The 21,850-nt window shown below is 54.7% G+C and carries 27 protein-coding genes; 7 read left to right on the plus strand and 20 right to left on the minus strand.

Annotation, left to right across the window (positions count from 1 at the left end; translation table 11 throughout):
* Positions 1 to 132: 132 nt before the first annotated feature.
* Complete coding sequence (locus tag DI44_RS19665; RefSeq protein ID WP_013524106.1) at positions 133 to 255, minus strand: hypothetical protein; 123 nt, start codon at positions 253 to 255, stop codon at positions 133 to 135.
* Between the two features lie 231 nt (positions 256 to 486).
* Between DI44_RS19665 and DI44_RS06185 the strand changes: the two genes are divergently transcribed.
* Positions 487 to 951, plus strand: a complete 465-nt coding sequence (locus tag DI44_RS06185) for an Hsp20 family protein (RefSeq protein WP_011231644.1) — start codon at positions 487 to 489, stop codon at positions 949 to 951.
* A gap of 115 nt (positions 952 to 1,066) precedes the next feature.
* Here the strand turns inward: DI44_RS06185 and DI44_RS19215 are convergent, their stop codons facing one another.
* Positions 1,067 to 1,204, minus strand: a complete 138-nt coding sequence (locus tag DI44_RS19215; RefSeq protein WP_013524108.1) for a hypothetical protein — start codon at positions 1,202 to 1,204, stop codon at positions 1,067 to 1,069.
* Between the two features lie 110 nt (positions 1,205 to 1,314).
* Here DI44_RS19215 and DI44_RS06180 point away from each other — a divergent pair, with 110 nt between their 5' ends.
* Both DI44_RS06180 and DI44_RS06175 read left to right on the plus strand, forming a co-directional pair.
* Positions 1,315 to 1,500: a hypothetical protein gene (locus DI44_RS06180; RefSeq protein ID WP_011231645.1), complete on the plus strand. Its 186-nt coding sequence runs from the start codon at positions 1,315 to 1,317 to the stop codon at positions 1,498 to 1,500.
* Positions 1,500 to 1,754 carry a sigma-G-dependent sporulation-specific acid-soluble spore protein CsgA gene (locus tag DI44_RS06175; RefSeq protein ID WP_011231646.1) on the plus strand — a complete coding sequence of 85 codons (255 nt, stop codon included), beginning with the start codon at positions 1,500 to 1,502 and terminating at the stop codon, positions 1,752 to 1,754. The genes DI44_RS06180 and DI44_RS06175 overlap by 1 nt, the downstream gene beginning before the upstream one ends.
* Positions 1,755 to 1,837: 83 nt before the next feature.
* Here DI44_RS06175 and DI44_RS06170 read toward each other — a convergent pair whose 3' ends face one another.
* Positions 1,838 to 2,185: a YppG family protein gene (locus tag DI44_RS06170; RefSeq protein ID WP_011231647.1), complete on the minus strand. Its 348-nt coding sequence runs from the start codon at positions 2,183 to 2,185 to the stop codon at positions 1,838 to 1,840.
* Positions 2,186 to 2,470: 285 nt separating this feature from the next.
* Here DI44_RS06170 and DI44_RS06165 point away from each other — a divergent pair, with 285 nt between their 5' ends.
* Together DI44_RS06165 and DI44_RS19220 are read left to right on the plus strand one after the other, a co-directional pair.
* Complete coding sequence (locus DI44_RS06165; protein WP_011231648.1) at positions 2,471 to 2,671, plus strand: YppF family protein; 201 nt, start codon at positions 2,471 to 2,473, stop codon at positions 2,669 to 2,671.
* Positions 2,672 to 2,790: 119 nt separating this feature from the next.
* Positions 2,791 to 2,961, plus strand: a complete 171-nt coding sequence (locus DI44_RS19220; RefSeq protein WP_013144930.1) for a hypothetical protein — start codon at positions 2,791 to 2,793, stop codon at positions 2,959 to 2,961.
* 81 nt (positions 2,962 to 3,042) lie between these two features.
* Here the strand turns inward: DI44_RS19220 and DI44_RS06160 are convergent, their stop codons facing one another.
* Entirely contained in the window at positions 3,043 to 3,426 is a 384-nt protein-coding gene (locus DI44_RS06160; protein WP_013144929.1) for a YppE family protein, read from the minus strand.
* A gap of 116 nt (positions 3,427 to 3,542) precedes the next feature.
* The gene (locus DI44_RS06155) at positions 3,543 to 3,785 is read right to left on the minus strand and encodes a hypothetical protein (RefSeq protein ID WP_014196179.1); all 243 of its coding nucleotides are present in this window, start codon (positions 3,783 to 3,785) and stop codon (positions 3,543 to 3,545) included.
* 224 nt (positions 3,786 to 4,009) lie between these two features.
* Between DI44_RS06155 and recU the strand changes: the two genes are divergently transcribed.
* Together recU and DI44_RS06145 are read left to right on the plus strand one after the other, a co-directional pair.
* Positions 4,010 to 4,612 (plus strand): Holliday junction resolvase RecU, encoded by a 603-nt coding sequence (gene recU / locus DI44_RS06150; protein ID WP_011231652.1) that lies wholly within the window; start codon positions 4,010 to 4,012, stop codon positions 4,610 to 4,612.
* Positions 4,613 to 4,645: 33 nt separating this feature from the next.
* Positions 4,646 to 7,336: a penicillin-binding protein 1A gene (locus DI44_RS06145; protein ID WP_033025733.1), complete on the plus strand. Its 2,691-nt coding sequence runs from the start codon at positions 4,646 to 4,648 to the stop codon at positions 7,334 to 7,336.
* A gap of 103 nt (positions 7,337 to 7,439) precedes the next feature.
* Here the strand turns inward: DI44_RS06145 and nth are convergent, their stop codons facing one another.
* The 15 genes from nth to bshB1 form a co-directional block, all read right to left on the minus strand.
* Entirely contained in the window at positions 7,440 to 8,111 is a 672-nt protein-coding gene (gene nth, locus DI44_RS06140) for an endonuclease III (RefSeq protein WP_014196182.1), read from the minus strand.
* Positions 8,112 to 8,214: 103 nt separating this feature from the next.
* Complete coding sequence (locus DI44_RS06135) at positions 8,215 to 8,916, minus strand: DnaD domain-containing protein (protein ID WP_020278329.1); 702 nt, start codon at positions 8,914 to 8,916, stop codon at positions 8,215 to 8,217.
* A 67-nt stretch (positions 8,917 to 8,983) separates the two neighbouring features.
* On the minus strand, positions 8,984 to 10,279 hold the full coding sequence (asnS, locus tag DI44_RS06130; RefSeq protein WP_011231656.1) for an asparagine--tRNA ligase: 1,296 nt from the start codon (positions 10,277 to 10,279) through the stop codon (positions 8,984 to 8,986).
* 32 nt (positions 10,280 to 10,311) lie between these two features.
* Complete coding sequence (locus tag DI44_RS19005) at positions 10,312 to 10,482, minus strand: hypothetical protein (RefSeq protein ID WP_021322200.1); 171 nt, start codon at positions 10,480 to 10,482, stop codon at positions 10,312 to 10,314.
* A 24-nt stretch (positions 10,483 to 10,506) separates the two neighbouring features.
* Entirely contained in the window at positions 10,507 to 11,688 is a 1,182-nt protein-coding gene (locus tag DI44_RS06125) for a pyridoxal phosphate-dependent aminotransferase (RefSeq protein ID WP_033025735.1), read from the minus strand.
* Between the two features lie 21 nt (positions 11,689 to 11,709).
* On the minus strand, positions 11,710 to 12,186 hold the full coding sequence (locus tag DI44_RS06120) for a DUF5590 domain-containing protein (protein ID WP_013144922.1): 477 nt from the start codon (positions 12,184 to 12,186) through the stop codon (positions 11,710 to 11,712).
* Positions 12,187 to 12,191: 5 nt separating this feature from the next.
* Entirely contained in the window at positions 12,192 to 12,362 is a 171-nt protein-coding gene (locus tag DI44_RS18160) for a YpmA family protein (protein WP_011231659.1), read from the minus strand.
* A gap of 336 nt (positions 12,363 to 12,698) precedes the next feature.
* Positions 12,699 to 15,425 (minus strand): ATP-dependent DNA helicase DinG, encoded by a 2,727-nt coding sequence (gene dinG / locus DI44_RS06115; RefSeq protein WP_033025736.1) that lies wholly within the window; start codon positions 15,423 to 15,425, stop codon positions 12,699 to 12,701.
* A 50-nt stretch (positions 15,426 to 15,475) separates the two neighbouring features.
* Complete coding sequence (gene panD / locus DI44_RS06110; RefSeq protein ID WP_033025737.1) at positions 15,476 to 15,859, minus strand: aspartate 1-decarboxylase; 384 nt, start codon at positions 15,857 to 15,859, stop codon at positions 15,476 to 15,478.
* Complete coding sequence (gene panC / locus DI44_RS06105) at positions 15,841 to 16,743, minus strand: pantoate--beta-alanine ligase (RefSeq protein WP_011231663.1); 903 nt, start codon at positions 16,741 to 16,743, stop codon at positions 15,841 to 15,843. Before panC ends, panD begins: the two co-directional genes overlap by 19 nt.
* Positions 16,740 to 17,579 carry a 3-methyl-2-oxobutanoate hydroxymethyltransferase gene (gene panB / locus DI44_RS06100; RefSeq protein WP_011231664.1) on the minus strand — a complete coding sequence of 280 codons (840 nt, stop codon included), beginning with the start codon at positions 17,577 to 17,579 and terminating at the stop codon, positions 16,740 to 16,742. Before panB ends, panC begins: the two co-directional genes overlap by 4 nt.
* 266 nt (positions 17,580 to 17,845) lie before the next feature.
* Positions 17,846 to 18,835 (minus strand): bifunctional biotin--[acetyl-CoA-carboxylase] synthetase/biotin operon repressor, encoded by a 990-nt coding sequence (locus DI44_RS06090; RefSeq protein ID WP_014196192.1) that lies wholly within the window; start codon positions 18,833 to 18,835, stop codon positions 17,846 to 17,848.
* On the minus strand, positions 18,793 to 20,007 hold the full coding sequence (locus DI44_RS06085) for a CCA tRNA nucleotidyltransferase (RefSeq protein WP_014196193.1): 1,215 nt from the start codon (positions 20,005 to 20,007) through the stop codon (positions 18,793 to 18,795). The genes DI44_RS06090 and DI44_RS06085 overlap by 43 nt, the downstream gene beginning before the upstream one ends.
* Entirely contained in the window at positions 20,004 to 21,140 is a 1,137-nt protein-coding gene (bshA, locus tag DI44_RS06080; RefSeq protein WP_011231667.1) for an N-acetyl-alpha-D-glucosaminyl L-malate synthase BshA, read from the minus strand. The genes DI44_RS06085 and bshA overlap by 4 nt, the downstream gene beginning before the upstream one ends.
* The gene (gene bshB1 / locus DI44_RS06075) at positions 21,137 to 21,847 is read right to left on the minus strand and encodes a bacillithiol biosynthesis deacetylase BshB1 (RefSeq protein WP_033025739.1); all 711 of its coding nucleotides are present in this window, start codon (positions 21,845 to 21,847) and stop codon (positions 21,137 to 21,139) included. The genes bshA and bshB1 overlap by 4 nt, the downstream gene beginning before the upstream one ends.
* Positions 21,848 to 21,850: the final 3 nt, after the last annotated feature.

Below are 21,850 nucleotides of genomic sequence, written 5' to 3' on the forward strand. Positions count from 1 at the left end.
ATTTTATACATCTTTCACTATACACAACAAATCGTCCACCGCCAACGGACAGCCAGCAGTCAAAAAAGGAATGGGGCGCCTGTTCGAGACGCCCTCAAAAATGAATCGGCCAAAAGCGGCGCAGGCAGCTGTTTACGAGTGGCGGTCAACGATCCAATCGACAATGGCTTGAACGATTTCCAACGCTTGATAGGAAAGAAGCGACACGGCTGTTCCAGAAAAAAACAATGTCACCAACCAATGAACCCAATGCATCGCGCCATCCCTCCTCCCGCCGCCGGGCAACCGACAGCGTTATTGATGTGCATCTCATGGATGGTGGTGTCATTATATTCCATCTGGGTTAAAACAAGATGAAAACTCCCTAAAAAAGTACGGAGTAGCTTTTTTTTCGCTCCGTACATACATTGACAGTGAATCGCCTTGCCAATCGGCAGCGTCCCGACAGAGTCATTTCGCTGTTTTGAAAAAAGGGAGGGAAGCGCAATGAATGAATCGTTTCAACCACCAGCCAATGGGGGAGGCCATCACCCGTTCCATCATTTGCGGAAAATGATGAATCAATGGTTTGATGAACGGCCGCTGCAAAAACTGTTTGAAACGCTCGATGACTATTTCGCACAAACGTTTGCTGCCGCGTACATTCCGATCGAGGTGAAAGAGACGAAGCACGATTACCAAATCATTGTCCGGCTGCCTGACATCAAAAGGGAACAAATCAGCTTGCAATGGCAGGAAGATGGGCTGCAGCTGATCGTCGATCACAATGAAACCATTGAATCGGCAGATCATCACGGCCATGTATACGAACGCCGCCACGCACGGCGGCGCGTGGCGCGGCTGATTCCGTTTCCGTATCCGGTCGCTGAGCATGAGGTGAAAGCCTCGTTTCAAAATGGGACGCTCACCATCCAGCTGCCGCAAAAACGGAAATATATCGATATCGATTGAAGACGATCCAGCCTGTGTATGCGTTCAAAAACCATTTTGGCAACGGCCAGCGCCGCGCTTGGGCGTGAAACAAGCCGTTCCCTGCATGGGAAGCGGCTTGTTTCTTGTCCATCTTCTATTGTTTATGGAGTGAATTTCCAGAACGTTCGCCCTCTTCCGGCGTTCCTTTTTTGATTACCCATTCATTGGCGATTTCCTCACGGTTGTTCGTGTATTTGTTTTTCCGCTTCCAGTTGTCGTTGCAGTCTGTCACCGCCATCACCCCCTTATTGTTTGCCATTTGCTTGCCTTGCCGCGGCCAAAACGATGCATACATACTTTCTCGGCTGACAAGCTACGCTACTGATAGGAGGTGCAAAACGAATGGCGAAACTGCCCGATTTCAAACAATTGAACGACCGACTGATCAACGAGCCGTCGGATGAGCCGATGCTTGTCATCAAAACAAACCTCGACCCGGACCGCGTGACGGAAGAAAATCCGTACGTCCAAGGCCGCACAAACACAAGCAAAGAGTTTGTCTCTTTTTTTGAAGGGGGCGGACGATGATGGAACAAACACTCGCTTACTTGCGCGAAGTGCTGTCCAACTATTTGGATCACCACGGCGACACCCCAAAACGCATTTACAAAAAACTGATCAGCAAACCATACCGAGGCGAAGGGGAATTTGTCCGCGACTTGACGCAAGAAGAAAGCGCCTTTTTGGACCGCATTTTGCCCCATGAAATCCGCTATGCGATGGATGAGCGCGATTATGAGCGCGTGTATCAGCTCAATGAAGTGTATGAGTTGCTCATTTGACAACGTGAAAACCGCTCCCCGTGCAAACGGCGGAGCGGTTTCCCTTTTTCAAGCGCGCTCGACCGTCGTGCCATGACGCGGTTTCATTTTTTAAACGTACCGAGCAATCCTTTCAACACGCCATTCACTTGATTGACCGTATTGATCATTTGCCCCACGGTACTCATCATTTTGTTGATATCGTACGTTCCGTCGCTGTTTTTAAACTGGGCGAGAAACGACGGGCGCGGCGGCGGCAAAAGCGGCCCCGGCTTTGGGTATGACGCCGGATGGGGAGGCGGGGCGGCATGGGTGGACGGAAAAAAGGGCCAGTGCCCCGGCGCCGATGGAAAAGATGAACCTCCATAGTGGAAGTAAGGATGATAATGGCTGCCTAAGCCATACGGACCATACGTGGGCGGTGGTAAAACCGGGCGCGAGTAACGATGCATATTCCTTCTCCCCCATTGTTGGTGTCCATTCCCCCTTGCCTAGAAAGCGGCTCGTACAGGCAAGATGCGGCCGTGCGCTGTTTCGCACGCAAACGAACAACATTCATGCTGATGAGCCACCAACCTTCCAGGCCGAAGAGGTGGGCTGCCACTAGTATATGTGACGGCGCCCGATGGCGTGTACGGACATGTCATCTCTTGTCGGAAGTTTTAATTTTCCGAAATCATTCTTTCTTCCTATTTTTATGGTACGATGTAAAAAAGGGGGAAGGGGGAAAAGCATCAATGAACGTGACGGAGTTAAAGCATAAGTTTATGGCGGTCAAACATTGCGAACCGGCTGAGGCGAACGAACTGCTTGATTTTGCCCGCCGTCTGTATTTGCGCGGGGAAATTTCGCTCGCCGAGTACCGCGATCTCGTGCGTGAGCTCGAAAAAGCCGGCGCCTCTCAGCCGGATGAAGCAGGGGAATACGCTGGGCTGTAGGACGATGAGGGAGCTTTTCCCTTCTTTTTTTTGCCCCTGTTCCTCAAGACGCATAAAAAACGATGTTTCTTCCCACCCTAAAGAGGCAAGAGGAATTGTCGTGCAAGGGGGGATTGGCGATGGGTCGAGGCGTCCACTTTAACCATAAATTGAAAGGCCATGACCATGAAAAGCCGAAACATGGAAAACCAGCGCCGCCCAAGCATACGGAGCGGGTCGAATACGAGATCAACACCGTCGCTACTGCAGAAGGCGGCCCTGTCTCGATCACAACAGGCAAAGACACATAAAACAAAAAAGGGGGCTGATCCAAAACGCACTCGCGTTTTGGGTCAGCCCCTTTTTCCGTGCGGCCGCTTTCTCCTGCCCCGTCAAAGCCTCTCCTTGCCTGCTTCGCTCGTGTCGTCAAGCCGTTCCTTGACAAGCGCCAGCGTATAAGCGACGGCCTGGCTGTATTGCTTGATGCGGCGCTCAGGAACGGATGGATAAAATGCCTCAACGCACAGCTTCGCCATATGGTCGGCGGCGGCTTCAATTTGCCGCTCATGGACATATTTCGGCCGCGCATGGCGGACCCAGCGGGAAGCGGCGTCCTTCCACCGTTCGGCAACGGCCTGCACCTCTTCGGCCATCGGTTTCACGTCGCCAAAAAAATCCGGCTCCTCGTTCCGCTCGCGGGCGCGCCGGGCGATCAAAAGCAACTGTTCGTTGTATTGTTGCAGCCGCTTCGTCAACGCCTTAAGCTCTTTTTCCATGGCGCCTCCTCCTTATCCATGCCGGCAAATCCGGTTTGCCCATGTGCCCTATGGCCCGGAGAACGGATGCGTTTTGCCGCGATGCGCTTCTGTTTGATGATACCATACCGACCGGCTCACACCAAATACAGTTTCGACGAAAGCGGAAGTGCAGCACGCTGCTTCTCCTTCTCAAGCCGCTGTTCCACGCCGGCGATCTGCCCTTCAAGCCGCCCGAGCTGTGCTTGATTTTGCGTATAACGCTCTTCGATGACATCGGCGATCACTTTTTCCATTTTCGCATCGACCTGCTCGATGAGTGCAACAATTTCCTGCAGCTGCTTTTCGATCTCCTCTTTTTTCACGAGCCGTTTTTCCATTCCCTCTCCCCCATTTCTCGCATGATGATATTCCATTCGCGGCGGGAAGGACGACTCCTGCTGCGGCGACAAAAGTAGAACGAATTCGGCAAAGAAAGTGGCAAGCAGCCGCCATTCGACATTGACCTCCTTCGCTTGCCTTCAGTCGAAAGGAGGAAAAGAAAAAGAGCGCATATGACCGGAGCGTATGGTATAATAAAAACCATTCAAAGGAGATGAACGCGATGGCACTCAAATACCCGAGCGGAAAAGAGTATCGCGGAAACAAGCCGAACGCCGCGCGCCGGCCGGCGGCCGATTATGCCAATCGCGGTATGACGCTCGAAGACGACTTAAACGCGACGAATGAATATTACCGGGAACGCGGCATCGCTGTCATCCATAAAAAGCCGACCCCGGTGCAAATCGTGCGCGTCGACTATCCGAAACGGAGCGCCGCCGTCATTACCGAAGCCTACTTCCGGCAAGCGTCGACGACCGACTACAACGGTGTGTACCGCGGCAAGTACATCGACTTTGAGGCGAAAGAGACAAAAAACAAAACGGCGTTTCCGCTGAAAAATTTCCACGCTCATCAAATCCGCCATATGGAGCAAGTCGTCGCCCACGGCGGCATTTGTTTTGCGATTTTGCGTTTTTCTTTGCTCAATGAAACGTATTTGCTTGACGCCTCTCATTTGATCGCTTGGTGGAACAAACAGGAAGCCGGCGGACGAAAGTCGATTCCGAAACAAGAGATCGAACGGCATGGACATTCCATTCCGCTTGGCTACCAGCCGAGAATTGATTATATTAGTGTAGTAGACAACGTGTACTTCACCCGTTGAAGTGAAAACTTGTAAGAAAGGCAGGATTTGCTTATGTCTGGTGAATATCGTTCTCGCGTAGAACGAAAGCAGGCAGCGAAACAAACGAAACAGAAGAAAGCGAAAACGAAACGAGGAAGATCGTGGTTAAAAACCATCGCCATTGCGATATTGCTGATGATGGTCCTTGGCGCCATCGGGGGTATTGCCACTTTCGCCTATTTCGTTAAGGACGCTCCTCCGCTGGATGAGGCCAAAATTAAAGATCCGCTTTCTTCCGTCTTGTACGATATGAATGGAAAACAAGTAGCGGAGCTTGGCGGCTACAAGCGAACGTACATTTCGTATAAAGACGTGCCGAAAGTGCTTGAAGATGCCGTCTTGGCAACAGAGGACGCCCGCTTTTATGAACACCACGGGATCGACATCGTCCGCTTGGCCGGCGCCGTCCTCGCCAACATCAAGGAAGGATTTGGTGCAGAAGGCGGCAGCACGATCACCCAGCAAGTCGTCAAAATGACGTTTCTCTCATCCAAAAAAACGCTGGAACGGAAAGCGCAAGAAGCTTGGCTGGCACTGCAGCTGGAACAAAAATATTCGAAGCATGAAATTTTGGAAATGTACTTGAACAAAATTTATTATTCAGACGGCATTTATGGCGTCGCTCGCGCCGCCGAATATTATTTTGGCAAGACGGACTTGAAAGAGCTCACTCTTCCGGAAGCAGCCTTGCTTGCCGGCATGCCGCAAAGTCCAAACCGGTATAATCCGTATGACCATCCAGAGGCGGCAAAAAAACGGCGCGATACGGTATTGTCGCTTATGGTGAAACATGGCTTTATCAGCCAGGAAGAAGCGGAAAAAGCGAAACAAGTCCCGATTCAATCGATGCTGACAAAACGGAAAAAATCGCAAAATGATGTACCATATGACGCCTTCATTGACGAAGTAATCAAAGAAGTGACCGACAAAGCGAACGTCAACGTCTTTGAAGATGGGCTGAAAATTTATACAACGCTCGATCAAAACGTTCAAACATACGTAGAAAAGCTATTAAACTCTGACAAATACTTTACCAATAAGAAGGATTTGCAATCCGGCATCGCCGTCGTCGACACCAAAACAGGCGCCATTCGCGCGTTAGGCGGCGGTCGCCATCGCGACAATATCGAATTCGGCTTCAACTACGCAATCCAACCGGTCGGCCAGCCCGGTTCAACGATCAAGCCGATTTTGGACTATGGCCCGGCGATTGAATATTTAAAATGGTCAACAGCGCACATTCTTGTTGACGAGCCGTATACGTATTCGGACGGCACGCCGATCCGCAACGCCGGCGGAAAATACGCTGGGCCGGTGACATTGCGCAAAGCTCTCACGTGGTCATACAACATTCCGGCGCTCAAAACCTATCAAGCCGTCGGCAAAGAGCGGGCGATGGAGTTCGCTAACCGACTCGGCATGGGCTTTGATGAAGTATATGAGCCTTACGCTATCGGCGGAGTATCCCGCTACGTATCGGTGCTGCAAATGGCTGGAGCGTACACTGCTTTTGGTAATAACGGCGTCTATACGAAGCCATATGCCGTGACAAAAATCGTCTTCCCGGACGGCACGGAAATGGATTTGCAACCCAAACCAAAACGAGTGATGCACGACTATACCGCCTACATGATCACGGACGTGCTGAAGTCTGTCATCCGCTCCGGAACAGGTCAATTGGCCAATGTTCCAGGACTTGAGCTCGCAGGCAAAACAGGGACGACGAACTATGGGAAAGATGGAGCAAAATTCGGCCTTGACCGGGACGATGTGCCGGACAGCTGGATTGTCGGCTATACGCCAAACTATACGGCGGCCATTTGGGTCGGCTTCAGCAAGCGAAGCAGCACGGCAAAGCTTAGTATAGAGGAACAAAAAATCCCGAAATACTTGTTGAAAAACTTAATGTCCCATATCGATGACGGCAGCGGAAGCTTCAAGCAGCCGGAGAGCGTCGTCAGACTGCCGATCAAAAAAGGCACAAATCCGCCGAAACTTGCCGGCAAATACACGCCGGAAAGCGAAATTACGTATGAATTGTTCGTGCGCGGCACTGAGCCGACGGAGACGGCGAACGACGCGCCGGAAGAACTGCCGGCGGTGAAAGGGTTGACCGCTGTGTACGACCAAGCGGCGAACGCCATCTCGGTTTCGTGGTCATACGATGAGCAAACCGATGAGACGATCTTCGAGGTGCGCGTCAAAGATGGCCAAGGTCAAACGAATACGATCACCACAAAAGACCGTTCGATCACGATTTCCAATCCGACGCCAGGATGGACGTACACAATCGCCGTGTACGCAAAAGACGGCGAACGAATGAGCAAACCGGCCATAGCCAGCGTTCATGTCCCCGGCGGAGAAGATCAAACTCCCGCGCCACAACAACCGGGGGATGACAGCCAAGGCAGCGGCGGGCAAAACGGCGGCACCGATCAAGGCAACAGCGGGAATAACGGAAACGAAAACGGTCAGGGAAACAACAATGAACAAAACGGCGGCGCAAGCGGCGGACAAGAAAATGGCAACAGCGGCGGGGCCAACCAAAACAATGGCCAAACGGATGGAACAAACAACCAAGGAACGAACAACAGCGGCCAAACGAACGGAACGAACGGCGGAACAGGTGCAAACAGCGGAACGCCGCCTGTCTCCCCGCCGTTAAAAAACGGATCCGGAGCGGGTCTTGGCACCCGTCCATAACAGCTGCATTCCCAAAAAACGGATGGCTTTTGCGCCATCCGTTTTTTCATGACCGACCGGCATGCTGCTGGCCCTTCTTCACCAAGCCCTTTCGCGGTTCCGTTCACTTCTGATTTGCCGCTTTTTCCTCCCGTTTTCGCATCCGTTTTTTTCCTTCACGGCATAAATGAAGAAGAGGACATGACGGACATTGCGGAGACTGCGCCTTGCAATGGTAGCGGCCAAAAAAAATCATTCGGTGGTGGGTGATCGACCATTCTTCTTTTGGAATGATTTTCATCAGCGTCTTCTCGACTTCCAAAACCGAGTCGTCCCAGCGGCAAAAGCCAAGCCGTTTGCTGACGCGCTCGACGTGTGTATCAACAGCGATGGCCGGCACGCCGAACGCAACGGACACAACGACGTTCGCCGTCTTCCGCCCGACGCCCGGCAACTTCATCAACTCATCGCGGTCGCGCGGCACTTCGCCGTTGTACTTGTCAATCAACATCGCGCACAGCTTTTGAATGTTTCGCGCTTTGTTCCGATATAAGCCGATTGAGCGGATATCTTGCTCGAGCTCCTCAAGCGGCACCGCAATATAATCGTGCGGCGTCCGATATTTTTCAAACAGCCGTTTCGTCACCTTGTTGACGAGCGCATCGGTGCATTGCGCCGACAAAACAACCGCAATCAGCAGCTCAAACGGATTGCGGTGCAAAAGCTCGCAATGCGCATCTGGAAACATTTTGGCCATCTCATCCAAACAGTAGCGGATTTGTTGCTTTGTCAGCACCTCGTCTCCTCCTTATTGCCATATTGGCCCGAACAAAACGACGCCTTTTACCGGTTCGATTGGCCATTTTTGGACAAACAAAAACGAGAGACAGCGCCTCTCGTTACGAGTCGAGCCAATTGAAAAACGGGATCGTCTGTTTAAATTCTCCCGCCGTCTGTTTCGCCGAACGGGAGGACGGCTTGCGAAACTTTTTGCCGTAGTCGTGCGCCTGTTCAATCGTGCGAATGCCGTTCTTTTTCCATTCAAACAAGATGCGATCGATGTAGCGGAAATTCAACTTCCCCGACAGCACCGCTTCGCGCAGCGCCGCTTTAATGATGGCCGGCTCATGGCCGTCTTGATCGATCCACATCGCAAGCGTTTCACACTCGAACGGGGAGAGCGGGCGGCCAAACTCCTGCTCAAAAACGGTGTATAAGCTCTCCTCTTCCTCCTGCCGGCCGAGTTCCCCCTGTTGAGCGGCTTGGGTGTACAAATGATGCACGAGCTTCTCCCAAAGCGGTTCAAGCGTATATTTTTCGTTGCGAATGCCTTGTTCATCCGTATGCTCTTCAATCGCGATCATCCCTTTTTGCAAGAGCCGACGCACCATCTCCATGCATTCCGCTGCCGAGACCGTCATTCTTTCGGCCAGCTCGGCCGGCGTCGGAAACAAGACGCCTTCTTCGAAAAACGACTGCATATGCAAAAGCAAGACGAGCTCCCCCTCGCCCAACCCAAGCTGCTTGTAGTGGCCAAGCAGCAGCTTCGGGACGGCGATGCTTCCTTGCGCCAGCCATTCGGCCACCTTTTTCTTTTCCATGCCGATGCACCTCAACTATAGTATAACATGACGGCGGCGAAAAAACCCCCTTTTTGCAGGGGGTTTTTTACGGATAAAGCCGGTTGAGCAGCCGCGGGAACGGAATCGTCTCGCGCACATGTTCGACGCCGCAAATCCAAGCGACAGTGCGCTCCAAGCCGAGCCCGAACCCTGAATGCGGCACAGAACCGTATTTGCGCAAATCCAAATACCATTCATACGCTTCAAGCGGCAAATGGTGCTCTTCAAGGCGGCGCTTGAGCAGCTCATAATCGTGAATCCGTTCCGAGCCGCCAATGATTTCCCCGTATCCTTCCGGCGCAATCAAATCGGCGCATAGCACAACGTCGGGGCGGTTCGGGTCCGGCTGCATATAAAACGGCTTCAAAGAGGTCGGATAGTGGGTGATGAACACCGGTTTGTCAAAACTTTCGGCGATGGCCGTCTCATGCGGCGCACCGAAGTCATCGCCCCACTCGATGTCGGTCAATCCTTTTTCATGAAGCAGCTTGATCGCCTCATCATACGTTAGGCGCGGAAACGGCGGTTTGACCAGCTCAAGCTTCGACACGTCGCGCCCGAGCCGCCCGAGTTCAAGCCGGCAGCGCTCGAGCACCGACTGCACAAGGTAGGAGACGTACTCTTCTTGCAACCGCAAATTGTCTTCAAACTCATAAAACGCCATTTCCGGCTCCACCATCCAAAACTCGATCAAATGGCGGCGTGTTTTCGATTTTTCGGCGCGGAACGTCGGGCCGAATGAGAACACTTTGCCGAGCGCCATCGCCGCCGCTTCCATGTAGAGCTGGCCGCTTTGCGACAAATAGGCATCCTCATCAAAATATTTCGTATGAAACAGTTCGGTCGTTCCTTCCGGTGCGCTGCCAGTCAAAATCGGGGCGTCGACTTTCACAAACCCGCGGTCGTTGAAAAACTCATACGTCGCCCGGATAATTTCGTTGCGAATTTTCATGATCGCGTGCTGGCGCCGCGACCGAAGCCAAAGGTGGCGATGGTCCATCAAAAATTCGACGCCATGCTCTTTCGGCGTAATCGGATAGTCAACTGCTTCTTGAATGACTTGCAAATCGGCAACCGACAGCTCGTAGCCAAATGGGGAGCGCTCGTCGATGCGCACCGTGCCCGTCACATAGAGCGACGTTTCTTGCGTCAATGTTTTTGCGCGTTGAAACACCTCTTCCGAGACGTTCGCCTTTTCGACGACGCCTTGAATAAAGCCAGTGCCGTCGCGCAGCTGCAAAAAGACGATTTTCCCGCTTGAGCGCTTGTTCGCCAGCCAAGCGCCGATCGTCACTTGTTGTCCTACGTATTGATTCACTTCCGCAATCGTCGTCGTTTTCACGCACTGATTCCCTCCAATAATCGACACGTCCATCATTCGCTATTATACCGTTCCGTCGGCGTCACGGCAACGACCAGCCAAAGCAGCGCAAAACGATGCTGCCCCCACCAATCGCCCTTCGGCGCAGCCGCCCGGAGCCAGCCGACAGACCGACGCGGAAAAAGCGGCTTTGCGCCAAACAAAGCCGCCCTTTTTCTTTCCACTCTGACACCTTGGCGCAAAGCGCCTTAGGCCCGCGCCTCCATAAACCGGCGGATGCGTTCGATCGCTGTCTCGAGCGCCTCAAGCGAGGTCGCGTACGACAAGCGGACGTAATCCGGCGCCCCAAACCCAGAACCAGGCACGAGCGCGACTTTCGCTTCCTCCAACAAGGCGGCGACGAACTCGTCGACCGTGCGGCATCCGGCCATATCCGCCGCCTTTCGGGCGTTCGGGAACAAATAAAACGCTCCTTGCGGTTTGATGCAGGTGAAGCCTGGAATTTGCACAAGCTTGTTATAAATGATGTCAAGCCGCTTTTCAAACGCTTGGCGCATTTGTTCGACCGGCTCCTGCGGCCCGCTGTAGGCGGCAATGGCCGCATATTGAGCGATCGATGTCGGATTCGATGTGCTATGGCTTGCTAAATCGGTCATCGCTTGAATGATGTCTTTCGGTCCAGCCGCGTAGCCGATGCGCCACCCTGTCATCGAGTGCGATTTCGATACGCCGTTGATGATGATCGTCTGCTCCTTCAGCTCCGGCGACAGTTCGGCGATCGACACATGTTTCGCCCCGCCGTAAATCAATTTTTCATAAATTTCGTCCGAAACGATCAACACGCCATGCGCCAAGCATACTTCCCCGAGCGCTTTCAGCTCCTCGGCCGTATAAATCATGCCGGTCGGATTGCTCGGGGAGTTGATAATCACCGCCTTCGTCTTCGGGGTAATCGCCTGTTTCAGCTGATCCGGCGTCATTTTAAAGTCGTTTTCTTCCAGCCCTTCAACGTAAACCGGAACGCCGCCAGCCAGCTTCACTTGTTCCGGGTAGCTCACCCAATACGGCGTCGGAATGATGACCTCATCGCCTTCATCAAGCAGCACTTGAAAGAGCGTATAAAGCGCATGCTTCGCCCCGACACAGACGATGATTTCCGCCGGCTCGTACGAAAGCCCTTGATCGCGGGCAAACTTTTTGATGATTTCCTCTTTCAGCGCCGGCAGCCCGCCTGATGGCGTATATTTCGTATGCCCTTCATTCATCGCCTTGATGGCCGCCGCGATAATGTGCTGGGGCGTGTTGAAATCCGGTTCGCCGGCCCCAAGGCCGATCACGTCGTATCCGGCCGCTTTCAGTTCCTTTGCTTTCGCCGTAATGGCCAATGTCGCCGATGGCGTCAGCGACGCCACCCGTTTTGCCAGTTTCATCGCTTCTTCCCCCTCACGTCCTCACTGTTGAAAACTGTACCTCTTCAGGAAGGCCCCATCCGCAAAGTGAAGGTAATAAAACGAATACCTTCCTTCCGCATCAATATATGTCAACTCCCAAAGAGGCACGCCTTTTTCCATGCCAAGCGTCGCGTCGATGATGCGCCGCGGTCGGCGGTCGCGTTGCAAAATGGCGCGCGCTTCCGCCTCGCTGATGCCGCTGTCCACGCCCTTGACGACGACATTCTCCTCTTTTTCAGGCACCCAAACGACGACCGCTTTCCCTTGTTTTGTTCTTCCGATGAATACGGTGCACGCTTCGTCGCCATAATATGTATAGACTTTCTTCACATCAGCAAGCCCGGCGGCTTCCTTCGCCCGCGCCAACGCATGTTCCACCATCAGCCGTTTGGGCGCCATCGCCTCGTCATAAATCGACCATGCCTGCCAAATGAGGAATCCAAAAAAAAGCAGAGTGAACCAACCCCACTTTTTCATCGTGATCACGTCCGATAAATCGTAAAGATGGCCTGGCGCTTGTCGTTTTCATCCAAGGCAAGGCCAAACATCAAATTGTCGCGCTTTAGCGTTCGGTTCAAGCAGTCGACAATTTTGTACAAGTCGTCGGAGTGCTGAACTTTGACGGTAGCGAGCACTTCGATTTTGCTTTCCATTTTCGTCGTTTCCTCCTGTGCGGCGCAAATTTTGTTACTTATACACGCCGGCGGCTCCGGCAACAATACAAATACAGCGAAGGTGACATCAAAGGCGTGCTTCTTCGCACCTCTGCGGCCAAGCCGACAAATCCAAACGGCAAGGCGCAAACTGTCATCGCAGTTGTGCTTCTTCCCTATTATAGCAGGTTTGTCCGATCATTTCATAACAAATTTGCCCGCCTACACCGTCAACGCCAATTTGCTTCTTTGCCCCCGCTTCATGCGGGGTTTTTTGCCGCCTGACACCTTTAGATTGCGCCGTTTCGTCCATCTTTATGAAACATAAAGCGCGCTTTAAGAAAGCCAAGTTTCCGCCTTGTCGAGCAGCTCAGAAAGCGCGCCTTCATGCATCGAAAGCGGCGGCAAGGAAGCGAGAAAATCCGCGCCGTACGGGGAAGCCATCAGCCGCCGATCCAGCACAAATACGGCTCCTTTGTCGTCTTCAGTGCGAATGAGGCGCCCAAACCCTTGCTTAAAACGAAGCACCGCCTCAGGAAGCGCCAGCTCGGAAAACGGATCGCCGCCTTCTAGGCGAATGCGCTCGCTTTTTGCCTCCATCACGGGATCGTCCGGGGGCGCAAACGGCAAGCGGGCGATGACAAGCACATCGAGCGCTGAACCTGGCAGATCGACCCCTTCCCAAAAGCTGCTCGTCCCAAACAACACCGCATGCTCAAACTGCAAAAACGTCCGCAAGAGCTTTGCCGGACTGCCGCTTTGCACCCCTTGAGCGATCAAAACAAACGGCTCGCCTTCTTCCTCCGTCTTCAACGCATCAACCGTCAGTTTCAACAGTTCATACGAAGGGAACAACACAAGCACCCGCCGTTCGAGGCGTCGGGCGATCGCAAGCACCGAAGCGGCGACCGCTTCGGCGTAATCTTCAAGCGGCACGGCAGAAACGAGCGGCATGTCCGCCGGCACGAAGAGCGCGGCCTGCTCCTCGTAACGAAACGGCGACGGAAACGAGCGGCAAAGTGGATAAAAATCCTCAAGACCGAGACGCGCCGCCATATACGTGAACCGGCCGCGGACAGTGAGCGTCGCCGACGTCAAAACGACGCTCCGTTTTTTCATAAACAGTTGATCGGCGAAAAAGTTAGCAAGGTCAACCGGCTGCGAGTAAAGGCGGACAGCGTTCGCCGCCCCTTTTTCGTCCGCTTCGATCCACCGGACGACACCCGGCTCCTTTTCGGTCAGCAAACGCACGAGCGCAGCCATTTGCCGGTTGAGAGCCGCCAAATCAGCCGACAGCAAGGCGGATGGTGGGAAATCGCCACTCGTATCAGCGGATAGAAGCGGCTTCGCTTCAGCGGATAGCGCCGCCGCCAAATCGCGCAGGCGCCAGCATAACTCCACCGCCGCCTGCCACGCCCGGCTCTGTTCGTCCGTCGGCGAAAAGCGATAGCGGCAACGTCCAGCGCGAGCTGGCTTTTTGTCCAACGCATAGCGGCGCAACAGGCGGAACAGCTCGTCCCCTTCAAACTGCAGCTCCTCAAGGCGCTGCTGGCAACGGACAAGAGCCCCATTCGGTGCGTCCTGTTCTGCTTCTACCCATTTCGCGATCGTCTGCGCGATTTTGGCGGTCAGCAGGCGAAACGACACATAGCCAATCTGCTCGCCAAAACACCGGGCGGCGGCATCTTCAAGCCGATGCGCCTCATCGATGATCAGATGGCGAAACGGCGGCAAAAGCGGCGCCGGGCCGGTCAAATCATGAAGCAAAAGCGCATGGTTCGTAATGACGATATCCGCCTGTTCGGCGCGCTCTTTCGCCCGGGCGAAAAAATGATGCCGCCCGCCGTCTTCCTCTTCGCCGATGGCAAGCGCGGACAATAGGAGACGGGCGCCGGATGACACATTCAATTCGTCCAAGTCGCCGCTGTCGGTCTCAAGCAGCCAAACGAGCACCTGGCATTTCAAGAGCGCCGCATCGTACGTGTCAGACGGCTCCGACAAAAACGAAGCGAACTTGTCAAGGGATAAGTAATTTTGCTTTCCTTTCAAAACGGCAACGCGGAGCGGAAACGGCGCGATTTGCCGCAATACCGGCCAATCGCGGCGAATGAGCTGCTCCTGCAGCTGGAGGGTATGCGTGCTGATGACGACCCGCTCTTGCCGCTCATAGGCGAAAAAGGCAGCGGGAATGAGGTAAGCGAGCGATTTGCCAAGCCCGGTCCCTGCTTCAATGAGCGCGTGCTGGGACGTCGACAGCGCCTCGTAAACAAGCTGCATCATTTCCCACTGTTGTGCGCGATGCTTGTAGCCAGGAAGCGGAAGAGGCTGTTTTTGCCGATAAAAAGCGGAAAACGAAGCCAAAGCGGGACGCCGCTCCTTCTTCTCTAACTCCGGCGCTGGTTTTTTCAGCGCGATGCCGCGGTATGCGGCGGCCCAATCTGTCGGCCGCTCATCTTGTTTTTCGGCGATGACTGCGTCAAGAAGCAAGTAAATATCGCTTTTTAAATGGCGAGCGAGACGGCGCAGTTGCTCGAGCGTCATCAGCGGCAGGCGGCGCAACCGCTCAAGCAAGGCGATGAACAGCTTGGCGGTCACTTCCGCATCGCTGTCCGCTTGATGCGGACGATCGTGGTGGAGGCCGAGCTGCCTCGCCAAATCGCCGAGCTTATAGCTTTCGGCAGTCGGCAGCACGATGCGGGCGAGCTCGACCGTATCGATCGTCGGACCGGCAAACGGCGGCCAGCCAGCCCGTTCAAGCTCGGCCTGCAAAAACGGCAAATCAAAGTCGACGTTATGGGCGACAAAGTAAGCACCGTGCATCAAGGCGGCGATCTCGCCCGCCCTGTCAGCAAACAGCGGTGCCCCTTCGACCATCTGTTCGTTGATGTTCGTCAGCTGCTGAATGAACAGCGGAATGGGCTGTTCCGGGTTAAAAAAGCTGGCAAACCGCTCGACAATCAGGCCATCTTCGACGACCGCCATGCCGAGCTGGATGATCCGGTCGCCTTTTTTCGGCCCATTTCCGGTTGTCTCCAAGTCAATGATGACAAAGCGCGTTGCCATAAACGATCACCTCAAAACGAAAAGGGGCGGAAAGCCCCTTTTTGCCCTCATTATAAAACCGTATGTGCCGGCTCTTCGGCAATGAGCTGCACGATCCGGTTGTTTTCGTCCATAATGGCGATTTTCGGCCGATGCACGGCGATTTTTTCCTCCGGAACAAGCACATACGAGATGACGATAATAACGTCCCCTTTTTGCACGAGGCGGGCGGCGGCGCCGTTTAGGCAAAAGACGCCGCTGCCGCGCTCGCCGGGGATGACGTATGTTTCAAAACGGGCTCCATTATTATTGTTAACTACCTGTACTTTTTCATTAGCCACAATGCCGACGGCATCCAAAATATCTTCATCGATCGTAATGCTGCCGACGTAATCGAGATTGGCCTCTGTTACACGAGCGCGGTGAATTTTGGCGTTCATGAGCGTGCGAAACATGCTTGCTCCCCCTTTCCATCCCCTTGTTCGCCGGTTTTGGGCAACTCAATCATGATATTGTCGATCAACCGGGCGCTCGCAAATCGGACGGCGACAGCGATCAGCACTGTCCCGGCGAGCGTCTCAAGCGGCGTCAAATCCGGATATGAACATACTTCGACATAATCGATCTCAGCGTGCGTATGCGCTTCAATATGCTCTCTAACCATCCGGCGGATGGCCGCTGCGCTCCGCTCTCCTCGTTCGACGGCGGAAGCGGCCGCTTGAAGCGCTGCATACAGCGCCGGCGCCTCACTCCGTTCTTGCGGCGACAAATAGACGTTGCGCGAGCTTTTCGCCAGCCCGTCCGCCTCGCGGACCGTCGGCACCGGCACGAGCTCGATCGGAAAATTGAGATCGCGGATCAAGCCGTCGACGACCGCCACCTGTTGGGCATCTTTCATCCCAAAGTACGCGCGGTCGGGCATAACAATGTTGAACAGCTTCATGAGCACCGTCGCCACGCCGTCAAAATGGCCGGGGCGCGACCGTCCGCACAGCACGTCGGCGCGCGCTTGAACGATCGCTCGTACGGTAAGCGGCTCCGGATACATCTCGTCCGCTTCCGGATGGAACAAGACGTCGACTCCATGCTGTTCGGCGATGCGCCGGTCGCGCTCGAAATCGCGCGGATAGCGGGCAAAGTCTTCGTTCGGTCCGAACTGAAGCGGGTTGACGAAAACGCTTAGGACGACGATGTCGTTTTCCGCGCGCGCCCGATCGATGAGGGAGGTATGCCCTTCATGCAAATAGCCCATCGTCGGAACGAACCCGATCGTCTTTCCTTCACGGCGATATTGGCGCATGAGCGCCTGCATCGCTGCAATCTGATCCATCACGATCATCCTTGCTTTCCTCCGTAAAGCGCCACCCATTCTTCTTCCTTCATCGTAAACGTGTGCGCCGGCTCCGGGAACTGGCGCAGTTTGACATCAGCGACGTAGTTGGCTAACGCCTCGACGATCGTCTCTTGGATGGACGCGTATTGTTTCACAAACTTCGGCACGCGGGTGACACCGTAGCCAAGCAAATCGTGATACACGAGCACTTGACCGTCGACTTCCGCCCCAGCGCCGATGCCGATGACGGGAATGGTGAGTTCCCGGGCCATGGCCGCCCCGAGCTGCTTCGGAACACACTCTAAGACAAGGGCGATCGCTCCCGCCTGCTCGCATTGTTTCGCATCATCGAGCAGCTTTTTCGCACTTTCGGCATCTTTGCCTTGCACTTTATAGCCGCCAAGAACGCCGACCGATTGCGGCGTCAACCCGAGATGGGCAACGACCGGCACGCCGGCTTTCGTCAGCGCGGCAATCATGTCGACGACTTCATCCGCCCCTTCGACTTTAACGGCGTTCGCCCCTGACTCTTGCATGATGCGGCGGGCGTTTTGCAGCGCCTCTTCTTTGGACGCATGGTACGACATAAACGGCATATCGGTGACAATAAACGTGTTCGGCGCACCGCGGCGAACCGCCTTCGTATGGTGGATCATATCATCGACCGTCACCGGGATCGTTGAATCATACCCGAGCACAACCATGCCGAGCGAATCGCCGACCAAAATCATGTCGACGCCGGCTTGCTCGGCAAGCTTCGCGGACGGAAAATCGTAGGCGGTCACCATCACGATCGGCTCGCCCGCCTGCTTCATGTGGAAAAAATCGGTTTTCGCTTTCATTTTCGTTCCCTCCTCTTTGACTGCAGAGGAGATGAACCGCCCGAAACAAAACGTCCTTCTTTCCCGCCTTGAGAAAGAAGGACGCCATAAAACCGCCGTCGGTTTCGTTCATCCCTCTGTCCTAGTCCTTCAAAAAAGGATCAAGGCAGATCATTTCCTTCACCTATTCGTGCTGTCGGCCTCGGTGCAGTTCTTCTTGCGAAAGATACTGCCCTTTTCCTCGCTTTGTATTTTAACAAAATTGTTACAATTTTTCTAGTGGCAAATTAGAACTGAATATCGGCAGAATGGATGTAATGGATGTTCTTTTGCTCATCTTCAAGGATGAGCAGCCCGTCGTCAGTGATGCCGCGGGCGATGCCGCGAATCACGCCGTTCAGCGTTCTCGCTGTCACCGGCTTGCCGATCGAAACGGCGTACCCTTCCCAAAGAAGCTTAATCGGACGGAAGCCATGCGCCAAATATTGCTCATACAGCCGCTCAAGCCGGAACAAAATTTCTTGAATGAGCGGGGCGCGCTTTACGGGCCCGCCCTTTTCAATGGCCAGCGATGTCGCGATGGCCCGGATATCCTCCGGAAACTGCTCGATCGTTTGGTTGACGTTGATGCCGATGCCGATGATGACCGAATGGACGCGGTCAGGGTCGGCTTGCAGCTCCGTTAAAATGCCGACGCACTTTCTGCCGTCAAGCAAAATGTCATTCGGCCATTTAATGTCTGGGACAAGCCCGGTCACTTCCTGAATCGCCTGGCTGACGGCCACCGCGGCAAGCAGTGTCAGCTGCGGCGCCCGCTGCGGCGGGATGGCCGGCCGCAAAATGAGGCTCATCCAAATGCCCGTCCCTTTTGGGGAAAACCATTTCCGATCCAAACGCCCGCGCCCAGCCTTTTGCTCTTCCGCGACGACGAGCGTTCCTTCCGGCGCCCCTTCATACGCGAGCCTTGCCGCAATGCGCTGCGTCGAATCGACTTCGTCAAAAAAGTGGATCGTGTGGCCAAGTTTTTCCGTTTTTAAGCCGAGCTGGATTTCGTTGGCCGTCACTTTATCCGGCGTGCTGATAATCCGGTAGCCAAGGCGGCGCACTGCTTCGAGTTCAAATCCTTCTTTGCGCAGCTCCTCGATATGCTTCCATACCGCCGCCCGCGAACAGCCGAGCTGTTCGCTGATTTTTTGCCCGGACAAAAACTCGCCGTTCGCTTCGGCAAACAACTCTAACAGTTTTTTTCGTGTGTCCGATTGCGCTCCATGAGCCATGCGTAAATCCGCTCCTTCTCATTTTCGACTTCGCTGCTGACGACCGCCCGCCAGATGGCATCCAGCGTCTCTTTCACCCACGGACCGGCCGGTTTTCCAGCCCAGCGAATGACGTCTTTCCCGTTGACGGCAAGCTCCCCTTTCGTTTTGATCGGCAGCGCCGCAAAGCGGCGGCGGAGCTCCTCATGATGAGGTTCAGACGGCGCGCCGCAAAGCGCGGCGCGCACCGCTTCAACCGATAGCGCTCGCTCGAGGCCGGCCAAAAACAACTGTTCGTTCGTCCACGCCTCCGGCCTAGGGACATCATCGAGCGCCGCCAAAATGGCGCCAGCTTCATCGATTACTTTGTTGGGAAGCTTCCAGGCGCGCAAAAACGGACGAATGTCTTTGACATCAAGCGCGCGGCAAAGAAGCGCCCAGCGCTCTTCGCGCTTTGTAAGCCACGGCCAGCGAAAGGCGGCGGCCGAGCGCAGCAGCTGCTCTTTTTCGGCCAGCCCAGGCAAATAAGCGAACAGCCCGGTATCGGCCAACAGCGGCAGCGCTTCGGCAACGAACGGACCGGCGAGCAGTTTTTCCATTTCCATGGTCATCCGTTCGACAGAAATGTGGGCCATAAGCGGTGCGTTTTGGACGATCGCCCGCTTCGTGTCCTCAGCAAGGGCAAATCCAAGTTGGCTGACGAAGCGAACAGCCCGCATCATGCGGAGCGCATCTTCGCGAAACCGTTCGTCCGCCGCCCCGACCGTGCAAATGAGCCGCCGCTCGATCGCCTCTTGTCCGCCAAACGGATCAATGATCGTTCCGCGTTCATCCATGGCGATGGCGTTCATCGTGAAATCGCGCCGCTTTAAGTCTTCCTCAAGCGAACGAACGAACGTCACCGACTCCGGACGGCGATGGTCTTCATAATCGCCGTCCGTGCGGAATGTCGTCACTTCGTACGCCGTTCCTTCATGCACGACGACGACCGTGCCGTGTTTCGAACCGACGTCGATCGTTTTCGGAAACAAGCGCATCACTTCTTCCGGCAGAGCGCTTGTCGCGATATCGACGTCGCCGATCGCACGCCCGATCAACAAGTCGCGCACCGCGCCGCCGACAAAATACGCCTCATAGCCATGCCGCTTCAATTGTCGGATAATGCCGAGCGCCTGTTCAAACGGCGGTTTCATCGTTTCACCTTCCTTGCCGCAAGCGAAGCGTACAGCTGTTCATACTGGCCGACGATGTCGGCCGAGCGGAACTTGCGCTCGACCGTTTGCACCGCCTGTCTTGCCATCTCAGCGTGCAACCGGCAGTCTGTCAACAGCGCCATCGCCTGTCTTGCCGCCTCTTTGACATCGCCAAGCGGGCATAAAAACCCGGTTTTCCCATCCTCAATCACTTCCGGAATCCCGCCGATGGCCGTGCCGATGCACGGAACGCCGCACGCCATCGCTTCAAGCAATACGAGCCCGAAGCTTTCTTTTTCCGACAAAAGCATCATCACATCACTGATCGAATACAGCTCTTCGAGTTTATCCTGTTTTCCTAAAAAGCGGACATCATCTTGCAGCCCAAGCTCTTTCACAAGCCGGCAGACGACGGTCATTTCCGGACCGTCGCCGACAAGCAAGAGCTTGGCTGGCACGTGCCGGCGCACGATGGCAAACGCTCGCACTACATCAGGCACACGCTTCACTTTCCGGAAATTCGAGACATGGATCACAACTCGTTCATCGTCGCGAATGCCGTACTCGCGCCGTAAATGGCCCGCTTCCCGGCGACGGTAGACGCGTTCATCGACAAAATTGTAGACGGTATGGATCGTCGCTTGCACATCGAGCAGTTCATACGTCTGCCGGGCAAGGGCGTCAGACACCGCCGTAACGATATCCGACTGCTCGATGCCAAATTTGATCATATCGGAAAGCGACGGATCATAGCCTAACACGGTGATATCCGTGCCGTGCAGCGTCGTGATGATCGGCAGCTCGCCGACCATTTGCCGCGCCAACACCGCACAGACGGCATGAGGAACGGCGTAATGGGCATGAAGCACATCGAGCCGTTCCCGCTTTGCCACCTCAGCAATTTTGCTTGCCAATGCCAAATCGTACGGCGGGTATTGAAAGACGGAATATTGGTTGACACTGACTTCATGATAATAAATGTTGCCGTACACTTTATTCAAACGAAACGGCATGCTCGATGAGATAAAGTGAATCTCATGCCCCCGCTCCGCCAGCAGCTTGCCAAGCTCAGTGGCGACCACTCCGGAGCCCCCGACCGTCGGATAGCAAACAATCCCGATTTTCAGCTTCATCGCTCCTCCTCAAACAAATTGGAAAGATGAATCGGCGTTTTCGTCAAAAACCCTTCCGCATACGCCGCGCCGATTTGTTGACCGAACCAGCGCTCGCGGCTTTCAATCATCTCGATGTAGCCGTTGGTCAGCGGGGTGTCAACCGAGCCAAGCCGTTTTTGAAACTGGCTTTCGTACGCGCGCAGGCTGTCCAGCTTGTCATCGATCGTTTCGCTAATATCGATGAGAAAATGCGGGCGGCAAAAGGCATTGATCATATAATAATACACCGCCCGAACGTGGTGCGCATCGCCAAGCTCTCCGGCGCCATAGCGGCGGATGCCGGCGGAAAAGACCGCTTCCTCGACAAGGCGGGCGCATCGCCCGTGATCCGGATGTCGATCTTCCCAATAGGGGGCGAATACAAGGCGCGGCCGGCAGCGGCGGATGACCGCTGTGATCTGGCGGATCGCCTCTTCCTCGACATAAAGGCCGCGGTCAGGCAGCCCAAGATTGAACCGCTCGGATACACCGAGCCGGCGGGCCGCCTCGGCCGCCTCTCTCTGCCGCTCGTCGACCGTGCCGTTGGACGACAGCTCGGCTTGCGTCAAGTCGCAAATGACAATACGGTACCCACGGCGTACGTATTTGGCGATCGTCCCTCCCATGCCGATTTCGACATCATCCGGATGGGCGCCGAACGCCAACAAGTCACACGTTTCCATCATCGC

This window comes from Geobacillus sp. CAMR5420 (assembly GCF_000691465.1).
GTDB classification, from domain to species: Bacteria; Bacillota; Bacilli; order Bacillales; family Anoxybacillaceae; genus Geobacillus; species Geobacillus thermoleovorans.

What these genes read in the sequence shown, in the direction of transcription:
- DI44_RS06155 (WP_014196179.1), bottom strand. Translation starts at nt 3,785, where the DNA reads ATGGAAAAACGGCTCGTGAAAAAAGAGGAGATCGAAAAGCAGCTGCAG.
- DI44_RS06125 (WP_033025735.1), bottom strand. Translation starts at nt 11,688, where the DNA reads ATGAAACTGGCAAAACGGGTGGCGTCGCTGACGCCATCGGCGACATTG.
- panC (WP_011231663.1), bottom strand. Translation starts at nt 16,743, where the DNA reads ATGATCGTGATGGATCAGATTGCAGCGATGCAGGCGCTCATGCGCCAA.
- bshA (WP_011231667.1), bottom strand. Translation starts at nt 21,140, where the DNA reads ATGAAGCTGAAAATCGGGATTGTTTGCTATCCGACGGTCGGGGGCTCC.
- bshB1 (WP_033025739.1), bottom strand. Translation starts at nt 21,847, where the DNA reads ATGATGGAAACGTGTGACTTGTTGGCGTTCGGCGCCCATCCGGATGAT.
- DI44_RS06090 (WP_014196192.1), bottom strand. Translation starts at nt 18,835, where the DNA reads ATGGCTCATGGAGCGCAATCGGACACACGAAAAAAACTGTTAGAGTTG.
- DI44_RS06085 (WP_014196193.1), bottom strand. Translation starts at nt 20,007, where the DNA reads ATGAAACCGCCGTTTGAACAGGCGCTCGGCATTATCCGACAATTGAAG.
- DI44_RS06180 (WP_011231645.1), top strand. Translation starts at nt 1,315, where the DNA reads ATGGCGAAACTGCCCGATTTCAAACAATTGAACGACCGACTGATCAAC.
- DI44_RS06170 (WP_011231647.1), bottom strand. Translation starts at nt 2,185, where the DNA reads ATGCATCGTTACTCGCGCCCGGTTTTACCACCGCCCACGTATGGTCCG.
- dinG (WP_033025736.1), bottom strand. Translation starts at nt 15,425, where the DNA reads ATGGCAACGCGCTTTGTCATCATTGACTTGGAGACAACCGGAAATGGG.
- DI44_RS19220 (WP_013144930.1), top strand. Translation starts at nt 2,791, where the DNA reads ATGGGTCGAGGCGTCCACTTTAACCATAAATTGAAAGGCCATGACCAT.
- panB (WP_011231664.1), bottom strand. Translation starts at nt 17,579, where the DNA reads ATGAAAGCGAAAACCGATTTTTTCCACATGAAGCAGGCGGGCGAGCCG.
- panD (WP_033025737.1), bottom strand. Translation starts at nt 15,859, where the DNA reads ATGTTTCGCACGCTCATGAACGCCAAAATTCACCGCGCTCGTGTAACA.
- DI44_RS06160 (WP_013144929.1), bottom strand. Translation starts at nt 3,426, where the DNA reads ATGGAAAAAGAGCTTAAGGCGTTGACGAAGCGGCTGCAACAATACAAC.
- DI44_RS06120 (WP_013144922.1), bottom strand. Translation starts at nt 12,186, where the DNA reads ATGAAAAAGTGGGGTTGGTTCACTCTGCTTTTTTTTGGATTCCTCATT.
- DI44_RS19665 (WP_013524106.1), bottom strand. Translation starts at nt 255, where the DNA reads ATGCATTGGGTTCATTGGTTGGTGACATTGTTTTTTTCTGGAACAGCC.
- DI44_RS06165 (WP_011231648.1), top strand. Translation starts at nt 2,471, where the DNA reads ATGAACGTGACGGAGTTAAAGCATAAGTTTATGGCGGTCAAACATTGC.
- DI44_RS06145 (WP_033025733.1), top strand. Translation starts at nt 4,646, where the DNA reads ATGTCTGGTGAATATCGTTCTCGCGTAGAACGAAAGCAGGCAGCGAAA.
- DI44_RS06185 (WP_011231644.1), top strand. Translation starts at nt 487, where the DNA reads ATGAATGAATCGTTTCAACCACCAGCCAATGGGGGAGGCCATCACCCG.
- DI44_RS18160 (WP_011231659.1), bottom strand. Translation starts at nt 12,362, where the DNA reads ATGGAAAGCAAAATCGAAGTGCTCGCTACCGTCAAAGTTCAGCACTCC.
- DI44_RS06135 (WP_020278329.1), bottom strand. Translation starts at nt 8,916, where the DNA reads ATGGAAAAGAAAAAGGTGGCCGAATGGCTGGCGCAAGGAAGCATCGCC.
- recU (WP_011231652.1), top strand. Translation starts at nt 4,010, where the DNA reads ATGGCACTCAAATACCCGAGCGGAAAAGAGTATCGCGGAAACAAGCCG.
- DI44_RS06175 (WP_011231646.1), top strand. Translation starts at nt 1,500, where the DNA reads ATGGAACAAACACTCGCTTACTTGCGCGAAGTGCTGTCCAACTATTTG.